This is a genomic window from Pseudomonas sp. lyk4-R2A-10 (genome assembly GCF_030209075.1).
Taxonomy (GTDB): Bacteria; Pseudomonadota; Gammaproteobacteria; order Pseudomonadales; family Pseudomonadaceae; genus Aquipseudomonas; species Aquipseudomonas glycinae.
Genome location: NZ_JARVSR010000013.1, coordinates 250,068 through 264,672, shown reverse-complemented (window position 1 = coordinate 264,672; position 14,605 = coordinate 250,068). Strand labels below are relative to the sequence as shown.

At 63.1% G+C, this 14,605-nt stretch carries 19 protein-coding genes; 11 read left to right on the top strand and 8 right to left on the bottom strand.

The window, feature by feature from the left end; genetic code table 11:
* The first annotated feature begins 7 nt into the window (after nucleotides 1-7).
* Together QRN46_RS24865 and pgnE are read left to right on the top strand one after the other, a co-directional pair.
* Nucleotides 8-892 carry a sugar nucleotide-binding protein gene (locus tag QRN46_RS24865; protein ID WP_011336149.1) on the top strand — a complete coding sequence of 295 codons (885 nt, stop codon included), beginning with the start codon at nucleotides 8-10 and terminating at the stop codon, nucleotides 890-892.
* Nucleotides 885-1,814 carry a UDP-N-acetylglucosamine epimerase PgnE gene (gene pgnE / locus QRN46_RS24860; RefSeq protein WP_011336148.1) on the top strand — a complete coding sequence of 310 codons (930 nt, stop codon included), beginning with the start codon at nucleotides 885-887 and terminating at the stop codon, nucleotides 1,812-1,814. Before QRN46_RS24865 ends, pgnE begins: the two co-directional genes overlap by 8 nt.
* A 178-nt stretch (nucleotides 1,815-1,992) precedes the next feature.
* Here pgnE and QRN46_RS24855 read toward each other — a convergent pair whose 3' ends face one another.
* From QRN46_RS24855 to QRN46_RS24835, 5 genes are all read right to left on the bottom strand, one after another.
* Nucleotides 1,993-2,691, bottom strand: a complete 699-nt coding sequence (locus QRN46_RS24855; RefSeq protein ID WP_201819873.1) for an OmpW/AlkL family protein — start codon at nucleotides 2,689-2,691, stop codon at nucleotides 1,993-1,995.
* A 155-nt stretch (nucleotides 2,692-2,846) separates the two neighbouring features.
* Nucleotides 2,847-3,365 carry a DUF3299 domain-containing protein gene (locus tag QRN46_RS24850; RefSeq protein WP_011336146.1) on the bottom strand — a complete coding sequence of 173 codons (519 nt, stop codon included), beginning with the start codon at nucleotides 3,363-3,365 and terminating at the stop codon, nucleotides 2,847-2,849.
* Nucleotides 3,366-3,376: 11 nt separating this feature from the next.
* Entirely contained in the window at nucleotides 3,377-4,642 is a 1,266-nt protein-coding gene (locus QRN46_RS24845; RefSeq protein ID WP_285357919.1) for an ABC transporter permease, read from the bottom strand.
* Between the two features lies 1 nt (nucleotide 4,643).
* On the bottom strand, nucleotides 4,644-5,354 hold the full coding sequence (locus tag QRN46_RS24840) for an ABC transporter ATP-binding protein (RefSeq protein ID WP_285357917.1): 711 nt from the start codon (nucleotides 5,352-5,354) through the stop codon (nucleotides 4,644-4,646).
* 14 nt (nucleotides 5,355-5,368) lie between these two features.
* Nucleotides 5,369-5,965, bottom strand: a complete 597-nt coding sequence (locus tag QRN46_RS24835; RefSeq protein ID WP_201819877.1) for a DUF2796 domain-containing protein — start codon at nucleotides 5,963-5,965, stop codon at nucleotides 5,369-5,371.
* 134 nt (nucleotides 5,966-6,099) lie between these two features.
* Between QRN46_RS24835 and QRN46_RS24830 the strand changes: the two genes are divergently transcribed.
* The gene (locus tag QRN46_RS24830) at nucleotides 6,100-6,459 is read left to right on the top strand and encodes a hypothetical protein (RefSeq protein WP_011336142.1); all 360 of its coding nucleotides are present in this window, start codon (nucleotides 6,100-6,102) and stop codon (nucleotides 6,457-6,459) included.
* Nucleotides 6,460-6,463: 4 nt separating this feature from the next.
* Here the strand turns inward: QRN46_RS24830 and trxA are convergent, their stop codons facing one another.
* From trxA to QRN46_RS24815, 3 genes are read right to left on the bottom strand one after another with little or no spacing between them, the layout of a single operon-like run.
* Nucleotides 6,464-7,336, bottom strand: a complete 873-nt coding sequence (trxA, locus tag QRN46_RS24825; protein ID WP_011336141.1) for a thioredoxin — start codon at nucleotides 7,334-7,336, stop codon at nucleotides 6,464-6,466.
* 39 nt (nucleotides 7,337-7,375) lie between these two features.
* The gene (locus QRN46_RS24820) at nucleotides 7,376-8,032 is read right to left on the bottom strand and encodes a class I SAM-dependent methyltransferase (protein ID WP_011336140.1); all 657 of its coding nucleotides are present in this window, start codon (nucleotides 8,030-8,032) and stop codon (nucleotides 7,376-7,378) included.
* A complete protein-coding gene (locus tag QRN46_RS24815; RefSeq protein ID WP_011336139.1) occupies nucleotides 8,029-8,493 on the bottom strand; it encodes a YbaY family lipoprotein in 465 nt (154 codons plus the stop codon). Before QRN46_RS24815 ends, QRN46_RS24820 begins: the two co-directional genes overlap by 4 nt.
* Nucleotides 8,494-8,621: 128 nt before the next feature.
* Here QRN46_RS24815 and nrdR point away from each other — a divergent pair, with 128 nt between their 5' ends.
* From nrdR to QRN46_RS24775, 8 genes are all read left to right on the top strand, one after another.
* Entirely contained in the window at nucleotides 8,622-9,086 is a 465-nt protein-coding gene (gene nrdR / locus QRN46_RS24810; RefSeq protein WP_003228656.1) for a transcriptional regulator NrdR, read from the top strand.
* The gene (gene ribD / locus QRN46_RS24805; protein WP_285357908.1) at nucleotides 9,083-10,213 is read left to right on the top strand and encodes a bifunctional diaminohydroxyphosphoribosylaminopyrimidine deaminase/5-amino-6-(5-phosphoribosylamino)uracil reductase RibD; all 1,131 of its coding nucleotides are present in this window, start codon (nucleotides 9,083-9,085) and stop codon (nucleotides 10,211-10,213) included. Before nrdR ends, ribD begins: the two co-directional genes overlap by 4 nt.
* Before the next feature lie 47 nt (nucleotides 10,214-10,260).
* Nucleotides 10,261-10,923: a riboflavin synthase gene (locus QRN46_RS24800; RefSeq protein ID WP_285357906.1), complete on the top strand. Its 663-nt coding sequence runs from the start codon at nucleotides 10,261-10,263 to the stop codon at nucleotides 10,921-10,923.
* Nucleotides 10,924-10,939: 16 nt separating this feature from the next.
* Nucleotides 10,940-12,031 carry a bifunctional 3,4-dihydroxy-2-butanone-4-phosphate synthase/GTP cyclohydrolase II gene (ribBA, locus tag QRN46_RS24795; RefSeq protein WP_011336136.1) on the top strand — a complete coding sequence of 364 codons (1,092 nt, stop codon included), beginning with the start codon at nucleotides 10,940-10,942 and terminating at the stop codon, nucleotides 12,029-12,031.
* A 91-nt stretch (nucleotides 12,032-12,122) separates the two neighbouring features.
* Nucleotides 12,123-12,599, top strand: coding sequence for a 6,7-dimethyl-8-ribityllumazine synthase (ribH, locus tag QRN46_RS24790; RefSeq protein WP_003228649.1), 477 nt, complete (start codon nucleotides 12,123-12,125; stop codon nucleotides 12,597-12,599).
* Nucleotides 12,596-13,096, top strand: coding sequence for a transcription antitermination factor NusB (nusB, locus tag QRN46_RS24785; protein WP_007955566.1), 501 nt, complete (start codon nucleotides 12,596-12,598; stop codon nucleotides 13,094-13,096). Before ribH ends, nusB begins: the two co-directional genes overlap by 4 nt.
* 26 nt (nucleotides 13,097-13,122) lie before the next feature.
* Nucleotides 13,123-14,088, top strand: a complete 966-nt coding sequence (gene thiL, locus QRN46_RS24780) for a thiamine-phosphate kinase (RefSeq protein WP_201819881.1) — start codon at nucleotides 13,123-13,125, stop codon at nucleotides 14,086-14,088.
* Nucleotides 14,085-14,588, top strand: a complete 504-nt coding sequence (locus QRN46_RS24775) for a phosphatidylglycerophosphatase A family protein (RefSeq protein WP_011336134.1) — start codon at nucleotides 14,085-14,087, stop codon at nucleotides 14,586-14,588. The genes thiL and QRN46_RS24775 overlap by 4 nt, the downstream gene beginning before the upstream one ends.
* Nucleotides 14,589-14,605: the final 17 nt, after the last annotated feature.

The following is a 14,605-nucleotide window of genomic DNA, read 5'->3' as shown; positions in this document are numbered from 1 at the left end:
TGACTCTATGCGAATGCGCCTTATGTTACTGGGCGGCGGAAATGCCCTTGGGCAGGCGCTGATTCGCCTCGGTGCAGAGGAAGACATCGGTTTCCTCGCCCCCCGCCCGCCCGAAGACGGCTGGGATGCCGCGAGCCTGACCCAATTGCTCGACGACACCCGTCCCGATGCATTGATCAACCTTGCCTACTATTTCGACTGGTTCCAGGCCGAGGCCGTCAGCGAAAGCCGTCTGGCCGGACAGGAACGCGCGATCGAGCGTCTGGCCGAACTGTGCCAGCACCACAACATCGTGCTGGTGCAGCCGTCCAGTTATCGGGTGTTCGACGGTTCCCGCGCCACTGCCTACAGCGAAAAGGACGAGCCAGTGCCGCTGGGCCTGCGCGGCCAGGCGCTGTGGCGGATCGAGCAGAGCGTACGCGCCACCTGTCCGCAACATGTGCTGCTGCGTTTCGGCTGGCTGCTCGACGACAGCCCGGAAGGAATACTCGGACGCTTCCTGGCCCGTGCCGAACAACCGGAAGAATTGCTGCTGGCCGATGACCGCCGTGGCAATCCAACCCCGGTCGACGATGCGGCACGGGTGATCATTTCGGTGCTCAAGCAACTCGATTGCGCCGCGCCGCTGTGGGGCACATACCACTACGCCGGCCACGAGGCGACCACGCCGCTGGCGCTGGGCCAGGCGATTCTCTCCGAAGCGCGCAGCCTGCACCCGCTGGCCATCGAAGCCCCGACCGCCCAGGCCCACGCCGCGCGCCCGGATGCCGCCGAAGAACCGCAACACGCGGTGCTCGCCTGCAAGAAAATTCTGCACACCTTCGGGATCAAACCGCGCGCCTGGCGTGCCGCGCTCCCGGGCTTACTGGATAGGTTTTATCGTCATGGCTGAAGGCCCTGTTCTCATCACCGGCGGCGCCGGTTTCATCGGCTCGCACCTGACTGACGCACTGCTTGCAAAGGGCCATTCGGTGCGGATTCTCGATGATCTGTCGACCGGCAAGCGCAGCAACCTGCCGCTGGATAATCCCAAGGTCGAACTGATCGTCGGCGATGTGGCCGATGCTGCTCTGGTCGCACAAGCGATGCAGGGTTGCAGCGCGGTCGCCCATCTGGCCGCCGTCGCTTCGGTGCAGGCGTCGGTGGACGATCCGGTGAAAACCCACCAGAGCAATTTCATCGGCACGCTGAACGTCTGCGAAGCCATGCGCGAGGCCGGCGTGAAGCGTGTGTTGTACGCCTCCAGCGCAGCGGTCTACGGCAACAATGGCGAAGGCGAGTCGATTGACGAAGACACGCCCAAGGCACCGCTGACGCCTTACGCGTCGGACAAACTGGCCGGCGAGCAGTACTTCGATTTCTACCGCCGCCAGCACGGTCTGGAACCGGCGATCTTCCGTTTCTTCAACATCTTCGGACCGCGCCAGGATCCGTCCTCGCCGTACTCCGGGGTGATCAGCATTTTCAGCGAACGCGCGCAGAAAGGCCTGCCGATCACCGTGTTCGGCGATGGCGAGCAGACCCGGGATTTCATGTACGTCGAAGACCTGGTCGATGTCCTGGTGCAGGCGCTCGAAAAGCCGCAAGTGGATGTCGGTGCGGTGAACGTCGGCTGGAATCAGGCGACCAACCTCAAGCAGATGCTGGCCGCGCTCGAAGCGGTGGTCGGCGAGTTGCCGCCCGTCAGCTACGGCCCGGCGCGCTCCGGTGACATCCGTCATTCGCGGGCGAACAACCGCCGGTTGCTTGAGCGATTCAAGTGCCCCACGCCAACGCCGATGAACGTCGGCCTGGCCCGTCTGCTCGGCCGCTGAGCTTCTTGCGGACATGAAAAAGGCGCCTTTTGACAGGCGCCTTTTTCACGGCCGGAATTCGGCTTTCAAACCGGTTTCCTGTAGCGAGGGAGCTTGCTCCCCGGTCGATGGCGTAACATCGCCGCCAGTTCTGAGCCTGCTCGTCACCAAGCCTCATTCACCACCACGTGAACGTTCTTTAGAACTTGTAGCCTAGACCAACCATGTAGATGAAGGGATCAACGTCCACATTCACCCGTGCACGGGTGCCCGGGGCTACGGCGTTGTTCTCGACGGTGGCGCGGGTGTCGATATCGATGTAGCGCACCTGGGCGTTGAGCATGATGTTGTCGGTCAGCATGTAGTCGGCGCCAACCTGCCAGGCCAGGCCCCAGGAGTTTTTCGCCTTGAAGTTGCTGAAGCCGTTGGACTGGGCTTCGCTGCCGACGTGCTCGTCGTAGATCCAGGTGTAGTTGATGCCGCCGCCGATGTACGGCTGGAACGGCGACTTCGCGTCCAGCGGGTAGTAGACGACGCTCAGGGTCGGCGGCAGGTGTTTGAGGGTGCCGAGTTTGCCGTTGGCGGCGGGCAGGGCGGTGCCCTTGATCTTCACGTCATGCTCGAAGGGCGAGGCGGCCAACAGCTCGATACCGATGTTGTTGGTCAGCATGTAGGCGAAGTTCAGACCCAGTTGGGTGTCGCTGCTCATGGTCGCCTTGCCGCCCAGGTTGGTGCCGCTCAACGGACCCTGATCGACCTTGACGCTGGAGCTGTCGGCCTTCGGGTTGACGGTGATCGCACCGGCACGAACGATGATGTCGCCGGCTTCGTGGGCGTGGGCGAGCGGGGCTGCGAGCGCGAGGGCAAACAGCGAGGCGCTGAGCAAGGACTTGTTCATGGAAGCTCCCAAAGGACGTTAAAAATGTTTGATGTCCTATGGTACGAATCCGTCTGATACGGTCTTTTGACTCAGCTCAATGAAACAGTGATGCCCCGGTTTTTTGTGGAACTTTCATGGCCTCATCGCTGGCAAGCAATAAAGAACCCGCAGGTTTACTCCGGTAGCTCGTACACATAAATCTTGTCCGCTTCCATCTGATACCCGGCATCGGCCAGTTCGCTGGTGGACTGCTTGACCTGCAACGGCCCCTCGACCCAGTACGGCTGATACAGCTCGTCGAGCTTCACGCCGAGTTCGCTTTTCACGTGCACGATCTGGTTCGAGGGTGGCGGCGGCACGTGGATGCAGGCGCCGAAATACGGCACCAGCAGGAAGTCCGTGGTGCGACCTTCTTCGCTGACTTCCAGCGGTACGATGTAGCCCGGCAGGCGGATGTTCTGGCCGTCGAGGCTTTGCACCACGGGGGCGTTGGGCATGTCCTGCTTGGCCGCTGGCGCAGACTCGGCGGACAGCGCATCGCTCATCTTCGACAGGTCATGCAGCGGCGTCATGTTCGGCACTTCGGGCGCTGCGTCCGGCGGGATCATCTCCGACCAGGTCAGGTCTTTCGGCGCCGCCGCCCACACGGGCAGGGCGACCAGCAACAGCAGCGCAAGGGCAGCGCGGGGCATGGTGAACATCCTCATAAACGGATCGACAGGCCATCGGCCAGGGATTGGCGATACGCGCGCCAGGCCGGCACGCTGCCCATCAGCAGCGCGGCAGCCAGAATGCCACCGAGCAGCGTCCATTCATACTCGCTTGGCCACGCCAGCGGCAGATACAGCCCGTAATTGGCCTGCACATAACCTTGTGCCGCAGCGATGCCGAGGTACAGCAACGCCAGCCCGGCGATCACCCCGGTCAGTGCCAGAGCAAACGCCTCCAGCACCAGCAGGCTTGCGATGTGCCACGGTCGCGCGCCCACCGAACGCAGGATCGCCATTTCGCGGCGACGCTCGTTGAGGCTGGTGAGAATCGCGGTGAGCATGCCGATCAGCCCGGTCAGCACCACGAACAGCGAGACCACGAACAGTGCTTTTTCGGCGGTACTCATCAGGCTCCACAACTCCTGCAAGGCCACGCCCGGCAGGATCGCCAGCATCGGCTCGCCACGGAATTCGTTGATTTCCCGTTGCAGGGCAAAGGTCGAGATCTTGCTGTTGAGGCCGAGCATGAACGCGGTGATCGCTTGCGGCGTCAGGTCCATGTTGCGTGCCTGATCGGCACTGATCCGCCCGTTGCCACGGGCCGGTACGCCGTTGTGCCAGTCGATGTGGATCGCCTCCATGCCGCCGAGGCTGATGTGCAACGTACGATCCACCGGGGTGCCGGTGCGCTTGAGAATCCCGACCACGGTGAACGGCTTGTCATCGTGCTTGACCAGACTGATCGCCGCCACGCCGTGGGCCAGTACCAGTTTGTCGCCGAGCTTGTAATGCAGCGCCTCGGCCACTTCGGCACCGAGCACCACTTCGAACGGATCGGTGGCGAAGGCGCGGCCGTCCGCCAGTTGCAGATGCTGCTGGCGACCGTACTGGTAATGCTCGAAATACGCTTCGGTGGTGCCCATCACCCGGTAGCCGCGATGGGAATCGCCGAGGGACATCGGAATTGCCCACTTCACCTTCGGATTGCTGGCGAAGTGTTCGAAGCTGTCCCAGCGGATGTTGTTGGTGGCGTTGCCGATGCGAAACACCGAATACAGCAGCAGGTTCACCGAACCGGAACGGGCGCCGACGATCAGGTCAGTGCCGCTGATGGTGCTGGCGAAACTGGCCTTGGCTTCGGTGCGCACCCGCTCCACCGCCAGCAGCAGGCAGACGGAGAGGGCGATGGCGAATGCGGTAAGCAGGGCAGTGAAACGCCGGTTGGCGAGGCTGGCGATGGCCAGACGGAACAGATACATCTCAGACCTCGGCAGACGTGGCGGCGCGATTGAGTTCGGCCAGGGACAGGTGACGGTCGAACAGCGGCGCCAGGCTCTGGTCGTGGCTGACGAACAACAGGCTCGAGCCGGCCTCGCGGCACTCGGCGAACAGCAGGCGAATGAAGTTTTCCCGGGCGTCGTAATCCAGTGCCGAGGTCGGTTCGTCGGCGATCACCAGTTCTGGCTGACCGATCAACGCACGGGCAGCGGCGACCCGCTGTTGCTGACCGATCGACAGCGAATCGGCGCGGCGACTCAGGATGCTTTCGTCCTTCAAGCCCAAGTGGGCGAGCAGGGTGGCGGCGGCCTGATCGACGCTGCCGTGGCGCTGTTTCGCACGCTCGGCCCGCAGCTTCGAAAAGTGGCACGGCAGCTCGACGTTCTCGCGTACCGAGAGAAACGGCAGCAGGTTGAACTGCTGGAAAATGTAGCCGGTGTGATCGACCCGAAAGCGATCACGGGCGCCGGCACCCAGTTCGGTCAGCTCCTGGCCGAGCAGGCGAATGCTGCCGCGACCGGGTTTCTGCACCCCGCCCAGCAGGCCGAGCAGGGTGGTCTTGCCGCTGCCGCTGGGGCCCTTGAGGAACAGGGTTTCGCCGGCTTCCAGACGAAACGTCGGGATGTCCAGCAGCGGCGGGTGACCGGGCCAGTTGAAGCCCAGGTCGGACAGTTCGATGAGTGCTTGGGTCATGGCGCCGTTTCGTGTCAGAACTTCAGGGCGGCGGCCTTGGCCGTTACTTCCGTGCCTTGCTGGCCGCTCGGGCCGATCAGTTGTACCTGAATTTTCTGGGTGGCCGGGAAGGTATTGAACAGGTTCGCCAGATCCAGGGTTTTCAACGCACCCGGCGCCGCACAGCTGAACTGGTAGTGGGCGTGGATTTCGCTGTGGTCGTGATGATGCTCATGACCATCCTTGCCGGCTTCTTCTTCTTCGTCGTGGTCGTCGGCATCCGGCTTGTCGCCGAACAGCGGGCTTTCCAGTTCCTGACGGGTGACTTTGCAACCGGCGGCGGCCGGCAGACTGAACAGCGCCAGCGGTTTTTCCAGCTGAGCACGCGCGGCTGCGACCTTGGCCTTATCGGCATCGCTGGTGGCGACGTGCTCAAAACCCACGAGGTTCATCGCCGGGCTTTCCAGCTCCAGTTCCAGAGTCTGCCCGTCGAGGGCAGCGTTCAGGCGACCGACGCCATGTTCGTGGGCACCGAGGCTGCCGTGCTCATGGTCGTGATCATGTTCATCGGCAGCCTGGGCGATGGCCAGCGGCAACAGGGCAAACGGCAAAGCGAGGAGCAGACGACGCATGGCGGTCTCCGGAAAGTAAAGTGAAGAGTTTGTTATGTAATCTTATAACGAAAGTGCGCAGAGTTTGCCCGCCCGCTTGGCGTTACACAAGTCCCATGGGAGCATGCAGGTCAGAAAAGTGCGGGAGCAAAGTTATGTTGCGGATACGCGGAACCGTCGGCGAGTTGCCGGTGGATTTGACCCTGGAACTGGATGAAAGCGACTGGGCGCGGCTCGGTGCGCAGTTTGGCGTGCAGGTGCAGACGGCCCAGCCGCAAGCAGCAGCGGCGGCGCCGGTGGCGAAACCGGTGAATCAGGATGACGCGTTGTGGCAGGTCGCCAGGGATTTGCTGCGCAAGGCCGGGCAGCTCAGCGGCCCGGATCTGCTGGATCAGCTCGAAGGACTGACCGGCAGCGCGGCGGCGGGCAAGCGATTGCTGGTGCGCCTGCGCCATTCATCCGATGTGAAAGTGCTGAGCGGCGGGGATACGCCGCTCTACAGCTGGATCGAGTAAGCAATTAGTACAGCGCCGCAAACACCTTGCGCCGGTAAGCGGTCACCAGCGGGTGATCGTTGCCCAGCAGTTCGAACACTTGCAGCAAGGTCTTGTGCGGCAGGCCTTCGCCGTAGCTGCGGTTGCGGATGAACAGCTTGAGCAATGCGTCCAGCGCCGCTTCGTATTGCTGACGGGCCAGTTGCTGGATCGCCAGTTGATACACCGCTTCATCGTCCTGCGGGTTTTGCGCCAGACGGCTCTTCAGGTCGGCGGCGTCCGGCAGGTCACGGGCCAGGCCGAGGAACTTGATCTGCGCCTTGGCACCGGCGAGTGCAGCCTTGTGTTCGTCGCTCTTGACCGCGTCGAGCACGGTTTGCGCTTCGCCCAGCTCACCGCGTTCGGTCAGGCAACGAGCGTAAAGAATCAGCGCCTTGGCGTTGGTATTGTCCTCGCCCAACAGCACGACCAGCTTTGCTTCCGCGTCGGCGTAACGGCCCTCGTCGAACAGTGCCTGAGCCTGTTCGAACGGATCGGCGGCGGACGGCGCCGGCATCTGCACATGGGGTTCGAGCAGGGCGCGTACGGCGGACTCCGGTTGTGCACCGGCAAAGCCATCCACCGGTTGACCGTCCTTGAACAGCACCACGGTCGGCAGACTACGGATGCCGAAGCGGGCGACGATGTCCTGCTCGATATCGCAATTGACCTTGGCCAGCAGCAACTCACCCTGATAGCTTTCGGCGATGCCTTGCAGCATCGGCATCAGCGCCTTGCACGGCGCACACCATTCGGCCCAGAAATCCACCAGCACCGGTTTTTGAAAGGAAGCCTCGATCACCGACTGGTCGAAGTCGGCCGTCGTGGCGTCGAAGATGTACGGCGTTTGCTGACTCATGGGGTCTCTCGTAAAAGCGTGAATGGGGCAACTATACGGTCAGGCGCGGGCCGCATGGTAGAGGCTGACATGGCGAAACTCTTCGGGCTCGGCCAGATCCGGCAGGGTCATGGCCTCGAGCATTTCGATGCGCCGGTACAGCGGATGACGGAAGTCCCGAACCCGCGAATCCGCCACCAGCGCCTCGCGGCCACGGCTCAGGAAGGCGTCGAGCAGCGGCAGGTTTTCCCGGTCGTAGAGAACGTCGGCTACCAGGATCAGATCGAAGCGATCGGCCTCGGCGAAGAAGTCCGTGGAATAGCTCATTTGCACATCATTGAGTTCGGCATTCGCCCGACAGGCGGCAATCGCCAGCGGGTCAAGGTCGCAGGCCACCACCTCCAGCGCTCCGGCTTTCACCGCTGCGATGCCGGCGATTCCGGAACCGGCGCCGAAATCCAGCACCCGTTTGCCCCGCACCCACTCGGGAAACTCTGCCAGATAGCGCGCCACCGCCAGACCGCTGGCCCAGCAGAAACTCCAGTAGGGCGGTTCATGCAGGATGCGTTGGGTTTCTTCCTGGCTGAATTCGCGGGCCATGTTGTCGCCATCGATCAGCCATAGCTGCAAATCGGTGTTCGGCAACGCACAGGCTTTCAGTCGCGCGTCGCCGAGTAATTCGCCCAGCGACTGTTGCAGGTCTGACGGTGCATTCATGGTGCTTTGACAAATTGCAGCTGGCCCAGCGCCTGGGTGGTCGGCTGAGTGATGGTCTGCGACGGCAGGTGCAGGATCAACTGGCCGGACTGGCTGGCGCGGCCGCGCAATTCAACCCGGGCGCCAACCGGGAAGGATTCGGGGTTGAAGCGCAGGTGAAACGGCAGAATCTGGTTGTTGCCGATCAGGCTGGAACTGGCGAGCAATTGTTGCGGGCGATCCTTTTCGTCGATCACCAGCAGCGCCAGTTCGACTTCGGCGCCGGCCGGCACGCCTTGCAGGGTGCCGCTCAGTTCGCGCTGATACGCGGGCAGCGGGCCGAGATCAGCGGCTTCCCGGGCTTTTTTCTGCGCCTGTTGCGGCGCCGGGCCCGGCGTGGGCGGCTGAGGCTTGGGCGCATCGCTGCCACAGGCCACCAGCAGGCTGAAAACACTGAGCAAAACGAGCGGTCGTAGGGACATTGGCGGCTCCAGCAAAATGAAATCCATGGATCAAACGATCATGGCAGTCTGTATACCGCAAAGCCTATGGCTTGTCTTGCCACCGGGATGCGCTACCATGGCCCTCCCTTTTTTTGTTGCCAGCCACCATGCACTGTCCCTTCTGCGGTGCCAACGACACCAAGGTCATCGACTCGCGTCTGGTCGCCGAGGGCGAACAGGTGCGCCGCCGGCGTGAATGCCTGGCCTGCGGCGAACGTTTCACGACGTTCGAGACGGCCGAACTGGTGTTGCCGCGCCTGATCAAAACCGACGGCAGCCGCCAACCGTTCGACGAAGAAAAACTCCGCGCCGGCATGCAACGCGCCCTGGAGAAACGTCCGGTGAGCGTCGAGCGCCTCGAATCCTCGCTGGTCCATATCAAGCACAAGCTGCGCGCCACCGGCGAGCGCGAGGTCAAATCCCTCGTGGTCGGCGAACTGGTGATGGCCGAGCTGCAAAAGCTCGATGAAGTCGCCTACATCCGTTTCGCTTCCGTGTACCGCCGCTTCCAGGACCTCAACGAATTCCGCGAAGAGATCGACCGCCTCGCCCGTGAACCGGTGAAAGAATGACCGCCGCCGAGCAGGCCATCCTCGACGCTCACTTCATGGCCCGGGCCCTGGAGCTGGCGCGCAAGGGGCATTACACGACTCACCCCAATCCACGGGTCGGCTGCGTGATTGTGCGCGACGGGCAGATTGTCGGCGAAGGCTGGCATGAGCGCGCCGGCGAACCCCACGCCGAAGTCCACGCCCTGCGCGCCGCCGGTGAACGGGCCCGTGGCGCCACGGCTTACGTCACCCTCGAACCTTGCAGCCACCACGGCCGTACGCCGCCGTGCGCCGATGCGCTGGTGAATGCCGGTATTGGCCGGGTGGTTGCGGCGATGCGTGATCCGAATCCTCGAGTCGCCGGACGCGGCCTGCAGCGCTTGACCGATGCCGGCATCGCCACCGAAAGCGGCGTGCTGGAAGCTGAGGCGCGCAAGCTCAATCAAGGTTTTCTGAAGCGCATGGAACACGGCTTGCCGTTCGTGCGGGTCAAGTTGGCCATGAGCCTCGATGGCCGTACAGCGATGGAAAGCGGTGAGAGCCAATGGATCACCGGCCCTGCCGCGCGTTCGGCGGTGCAGCGTCTGCGCGCCCAGGCCAGCGTGGTGCTGACCGGCGCCGACACGGTGCTGGCCGATGGCGCACGCCTGACCGTTCGCGCCGAAGAGCTGGGGCTGGATGCCGAACAGACCGCGCTGGCCCTGAGCCGTCCGCCGCTGCGGGTACTGATCGACGGACGTCTGCGGGTGCCGCTGGATGCGCCGTTCTTCAAGGCCGGCCCGGCGCTGGTCGCCACCTGCGTGGCCATCGAAGAACAGTACGCCCACGGCCCGGAATGCCTGATCGTGCCGGGCGATGACGGTCAGGTCGATCTGCACCAATTGCTGATCGAACTGGCGAACCGTGGCGTCAACGAAGTGCTGGTCGAGGCTGGCCCACGACTGGCCGGCGCCTTTGCCCAGCTCGGTCTGGTCGACGAGTTCGTGATCTTCATTGCCGGCAAGTTCCTCGGCTCCACGGCGCGTCCGCTTCTGGACTGGCCGCTGGCCTGTATGAAGGATGCGCCGGAGCTGAAAATCACTGAAATTCGCGCGGTTGGCGATGACTGGCGAGTCACTGCCATCCCTGTCCCATCGGCGAGCGTATAATTCCCGGCCATCGCGTTAGCGCTGGCTTCGTTCTCAAGGAGAACCCCATGTTTACCGGCATCATCGAATCCATCGGCAGTATCCGCGCACTGACCCCAAAGGGTGGTGATGTGCGGGTGCATGTCGAAACCGGCAAGCTCGACCTGAGCGACGTCAAACTCGGCGACAGCATCGCGGTCAACGGCGTGTGCCTGACCGCCGTGGAACTGCCGGGCAACGGCTTCGCCGCCGACGTCAGTCGTGAAACCCTCGACTGTACCGCCATGAATGACCTGAAAAGCGGCAGCCCGGTCAACCTGGAAAAAGCCCTGACCCCGACCACCCGTCTCGGCGGCCATCTGGTCAGCGGTCACGTCGACGGTGTCGGCGAAGTGGTTTCGCGCAGCGACAATGCCCGCGCCGTGGAATTTCGCATCCGCGCGCCCAAAGAGCTGGCCAAGTACATCGCCCACAAAGGCTCGATCACCGTCGATGGCACCAGCCTGACCGTGAACGCGGTCGATGGCGCCGAATTCCTGCTGACGATCATCCCGCACACCCTGAGCGAAACCATCATGGCGTCCTACAAGCCAGGTCGCCGGGTGAACCTGGAAGTCGATCTGCTGGCGCGTTATCTGGAGCGTCTGCTGTTGGGCGACAAGGCTGCAGAGCCGGCGTCCGGTGGCATCACTGAAAGCTTTCTGGCCGCCAACGGCTACCTCAAATCCTGACTGAAGGGGGTGCCTTGTGGCGCTCAATAGCATCGAAGAACTGGTTGAAGACATCCGCCAAGGCAAGATGGTCATTCTCATGGATGACGAAGACCGCGAGAACGAAGGCGACCTGATCATGGCCGCCGAATGCTGCAAGGCCGAGCACATCAACTTCATGGCCAAGTACGCCCGTGGCCTGATCTGCATGCCGATGAGCCGCGAGCGTTGCGAAACCCTGAAGCTGCCGCTGATGGCGCCACGCAACGGTTCCGGTTTCGGCACCAAGTTCACCGTCTCGATCGAAGCCGCCGAAGGCGTGACCACCGGCATCTCCGCCGCTGACCGCGCACGCACCGTGCAAGCGGCCGCTGCGAAAGACGCCAAGGCGGAAGACATCGTCAGCCCGGGCCACATTTTCCCGCTGATGGCCCAGGCTGGTGGCACCCTGGCCCGCGCCGGTCACACCGAAGCCGCCTGCGACCTGGCGCGCATGGCCGGTTTCGAGCCAAGCGGCGTGATCTGCGAAGTGATGAACGACGACGGCACCATGTCCCGTCGCGCCGAACTGGAAGCTTTCGCCGCCGAACACGACATCAAGATTGGCACCATCGCCGACCTGATTCACTACCGGATGATCCACGAACGTACCGTTCAGCGGATTGCCGAGCAGCCGCTGGACAGCGAACTGGGCCAATTCAACCTGGTGACCTATCGTGATTCCGTGGAAGGCGATGTGCACATGGCACTGACCCTCGGCACCGTTTGCGCCGAAGAACCGACCCTGGTTCGCGTGCACAACATGGATCCGCTGCGCGACCTGCTGATGGTCAAGCAGCCGGGCCGCTGGAGCCTGCGCGCCGCCATGGCTGCGGTCGCCGAGGCCGGCAGCGGTGTGGTGTTGCTGCTCGGTCACCCGCTGGATGGCGACGTGTTGCTGGCGCACATCCGCGAAACCGGCGATCAGGCGGCGGTGAAAAAACCGACCACCTACAGCATCGTCGGTGCCGGTTCGCAGATCCTGCGTGACCTCGGCGTGCGCAAAATGCGTTTGATGAGCGCGCCGATGAAGTTCAATGCGATATCCGGTTTCGATCTGGAAGTTGTAGAATACGTGCCCTCCGAATAATGACCGGTTGTTTCCGGCTCCGAATTCGCGGCAAATAAATCACTGAGGGACGCGAAACAGACGCGTCCCGGCTCTTTAAGAGATCTGACGAATGACCCTGAAGACCATCGAAGGTACCTTCATCGCCCCTAAAGGCCGCTACGCTTTGGTAGTGGGCCGCTTCAACAGCTTCGTGGTTGAAAGCCTGGTCAGCGGTGCAGTTGATGCCCTGGTTCGCCACGGCGTGAGCGAAAGCGACATCACCATCATCCGCGCACCTGGCGCCTTCGAAATCCCGCTGGTTGCGCAGAAAGTCGCCCAGAAAGGCGAGTTCGCAGCAATCATCGCCCTGGGCGCGGTCATTCGTGGCGGCACTCCGCACTTCGAATACGTGGCTGGCGAGTGCACCAAGGGCCTGGCCCAGGTGTCCATGGAGTTCGGCGTACCGGTCGCTTTCGGCGTCCTGACCGTTGATTCCATCGAGCAAGCCATCGAACGTTCCGGCACCAAGGCCGGCAACAAAGGTGCTGAAGCTGCCCTGTCCGCTCTGGAAATGGTCAGCCTGCTGGCGCAGTTGGAGGCCAAGTGATTAGCGACGAAAGCGATCGTTTCAACCCGCGCGATCCGAAACCTGCGGATGCCGGCAAGCCATCGAAAAGCGCCAAGCGTCGCGAAGCCCGTCAGCTCGCGACCCAGGCCCTGTATCAGTGGCACATGGCTCGGCAGTCGTTGAACGAGATCGAAGCGCAGTTCCGGGTCGATAACGATTTCACCGATGTCGACGGTGCTTACTTCCGCGAAATCCTCCACGGGGTTCCGCAGTTCAAGACCGAAATCGACAACGCGCTCACGCCTTGCCTGGACCTGGCGATCGAAGAGCTGGATCCGGTTGAACTGGCGGTTCTGCGCCTGTCCACCTGGGAACTGCTCAAGCGCGTCGACGTGCCGTATCGCGTTGTGATCAACGAAGGTATCGAACTGGCCAAGGTGTTCGGTTCGACCGACGGCCACAAGTTCGTCAACGGCGTGCTCGACAAGCTGGCTCCGCGCCTGCGTGAAGCTGAAGTGAAGGCGTTCAAGCGCTGATCCGCGCTTGAATACTTTTTCTCGGCATGGGCGAGTTTGAGCTGATCCGCAATTTCTTTGCCGCCGCGCCTTGTGCGCAGGGCGGCGAAGGCGTTGCACTGGGGATCGGCGATGACTGCGCCTTGCTGGCGGTTCCTTCCGGGGAACAGCTGGCGGTTTCCACCGATACGCTGGTGGCCGGCGTACATTTCGCCGATCCCTGCGATCCGTTTCTGCTCGGTCAGCGCTCGCTGGCCGTGGCGGTCAGCGACCTCGCTGCCATGGGCGCCACGCCCGTCGCCTTTACCCTTGCCCTGACTCTGCCGACGGTGACTGCCGATTGGCTGCAAGCCTATGCCCGCGGTTTGAACCGCATGGCGCAGGGCTGCGGCGTGGCACTGGTCGGCGGCGACACGACTCGCGGGCCGTTGAGCCTGACCGTCACCGTTTTCGGTCGCGTCCCGGCCGGCAAAGCGCTGACCCGCAGCGGCGCGCAGCCGGGCGATCTGCTGTGTGTCGGCGGCGAACTGGGCAATGCAGCCGGGGCCTTGCCGCTGGTGCTGGGTCAGCGTGACGCCGAACCACACATCGCTCAGCCGCTGCTCGATCATTACTGGTCGCCGCAACCGCAACTCGCCCTCGGTCAGGCCCTGCGTGGCAAGGCCACCTCGGCGCTGGACATCTCCGATGGGCTGCTCGCCGATTGCGGTCACATCGCACTGGCCTCGAAGGTCCGCCTCGAAGTCGAGCGCGAGCGCGTTCCGTTGTCGGAGGCGCTGGTGGCGTTTCTCGGTCAGCGCGGCGCCGAACGTGCGGCGTTGAGCGGTGGCGATGACTACGTGCTGGCCTTCACCTTGCCATCCGTCGAGTTGCCGGCGCTGCTCGCCGATGGCTGGACGATCCATGTGATCGGCCGCGTGACGCAAGGGCAGGGCGTAGTGCTGCTGGATCGCGACGGGCAGGACATCACCCCGCAAATCCGGGGTTATCAACATTTTCAGGAGTCACCGTGACAGATCACCCGAAACAGGTTCCGGCCGAATTCGTTCCGCCGTCGGTCTGGCGCAATCCCTGGCATTTCCTCGCGTTCGGTTTCGGCTCGGGCACCTTGCCCAAGGCGCCGGGCACTTGGGGCTCGTTAGTTGCACTACCCTTTATTCCGTTGTGGCAGATGCTGCCGGACTGGGGGTACTGGCTGATGCTCGGGATCACCATGCTGTTCGGCTTCTGGCTGTGCGGCAAAGTGGCCGACGATCTGCGGGTGCACGACCACGAAGGCATCGTCTGGGACGAAATGGTCGGGATGTGGATCACCCTGTGGCTGGTGCCGGAAGGCTGGTACTGGTTGCTGGCCGGGTTCCTCGTGTTCCGCTTCTTCGACATTCTCAAGCCGTGGCCGATCCGCTGGATCGACCGGCATGTTCACGGCGGCGTCGGCATCATGCTCGACGACGTGCTGGCCGGCGTGTTCGCCTGGCTGGCGATGCAGGGACTGGTGTGGGTTTTCGCCTGATTTCCAGGCGTGGATGA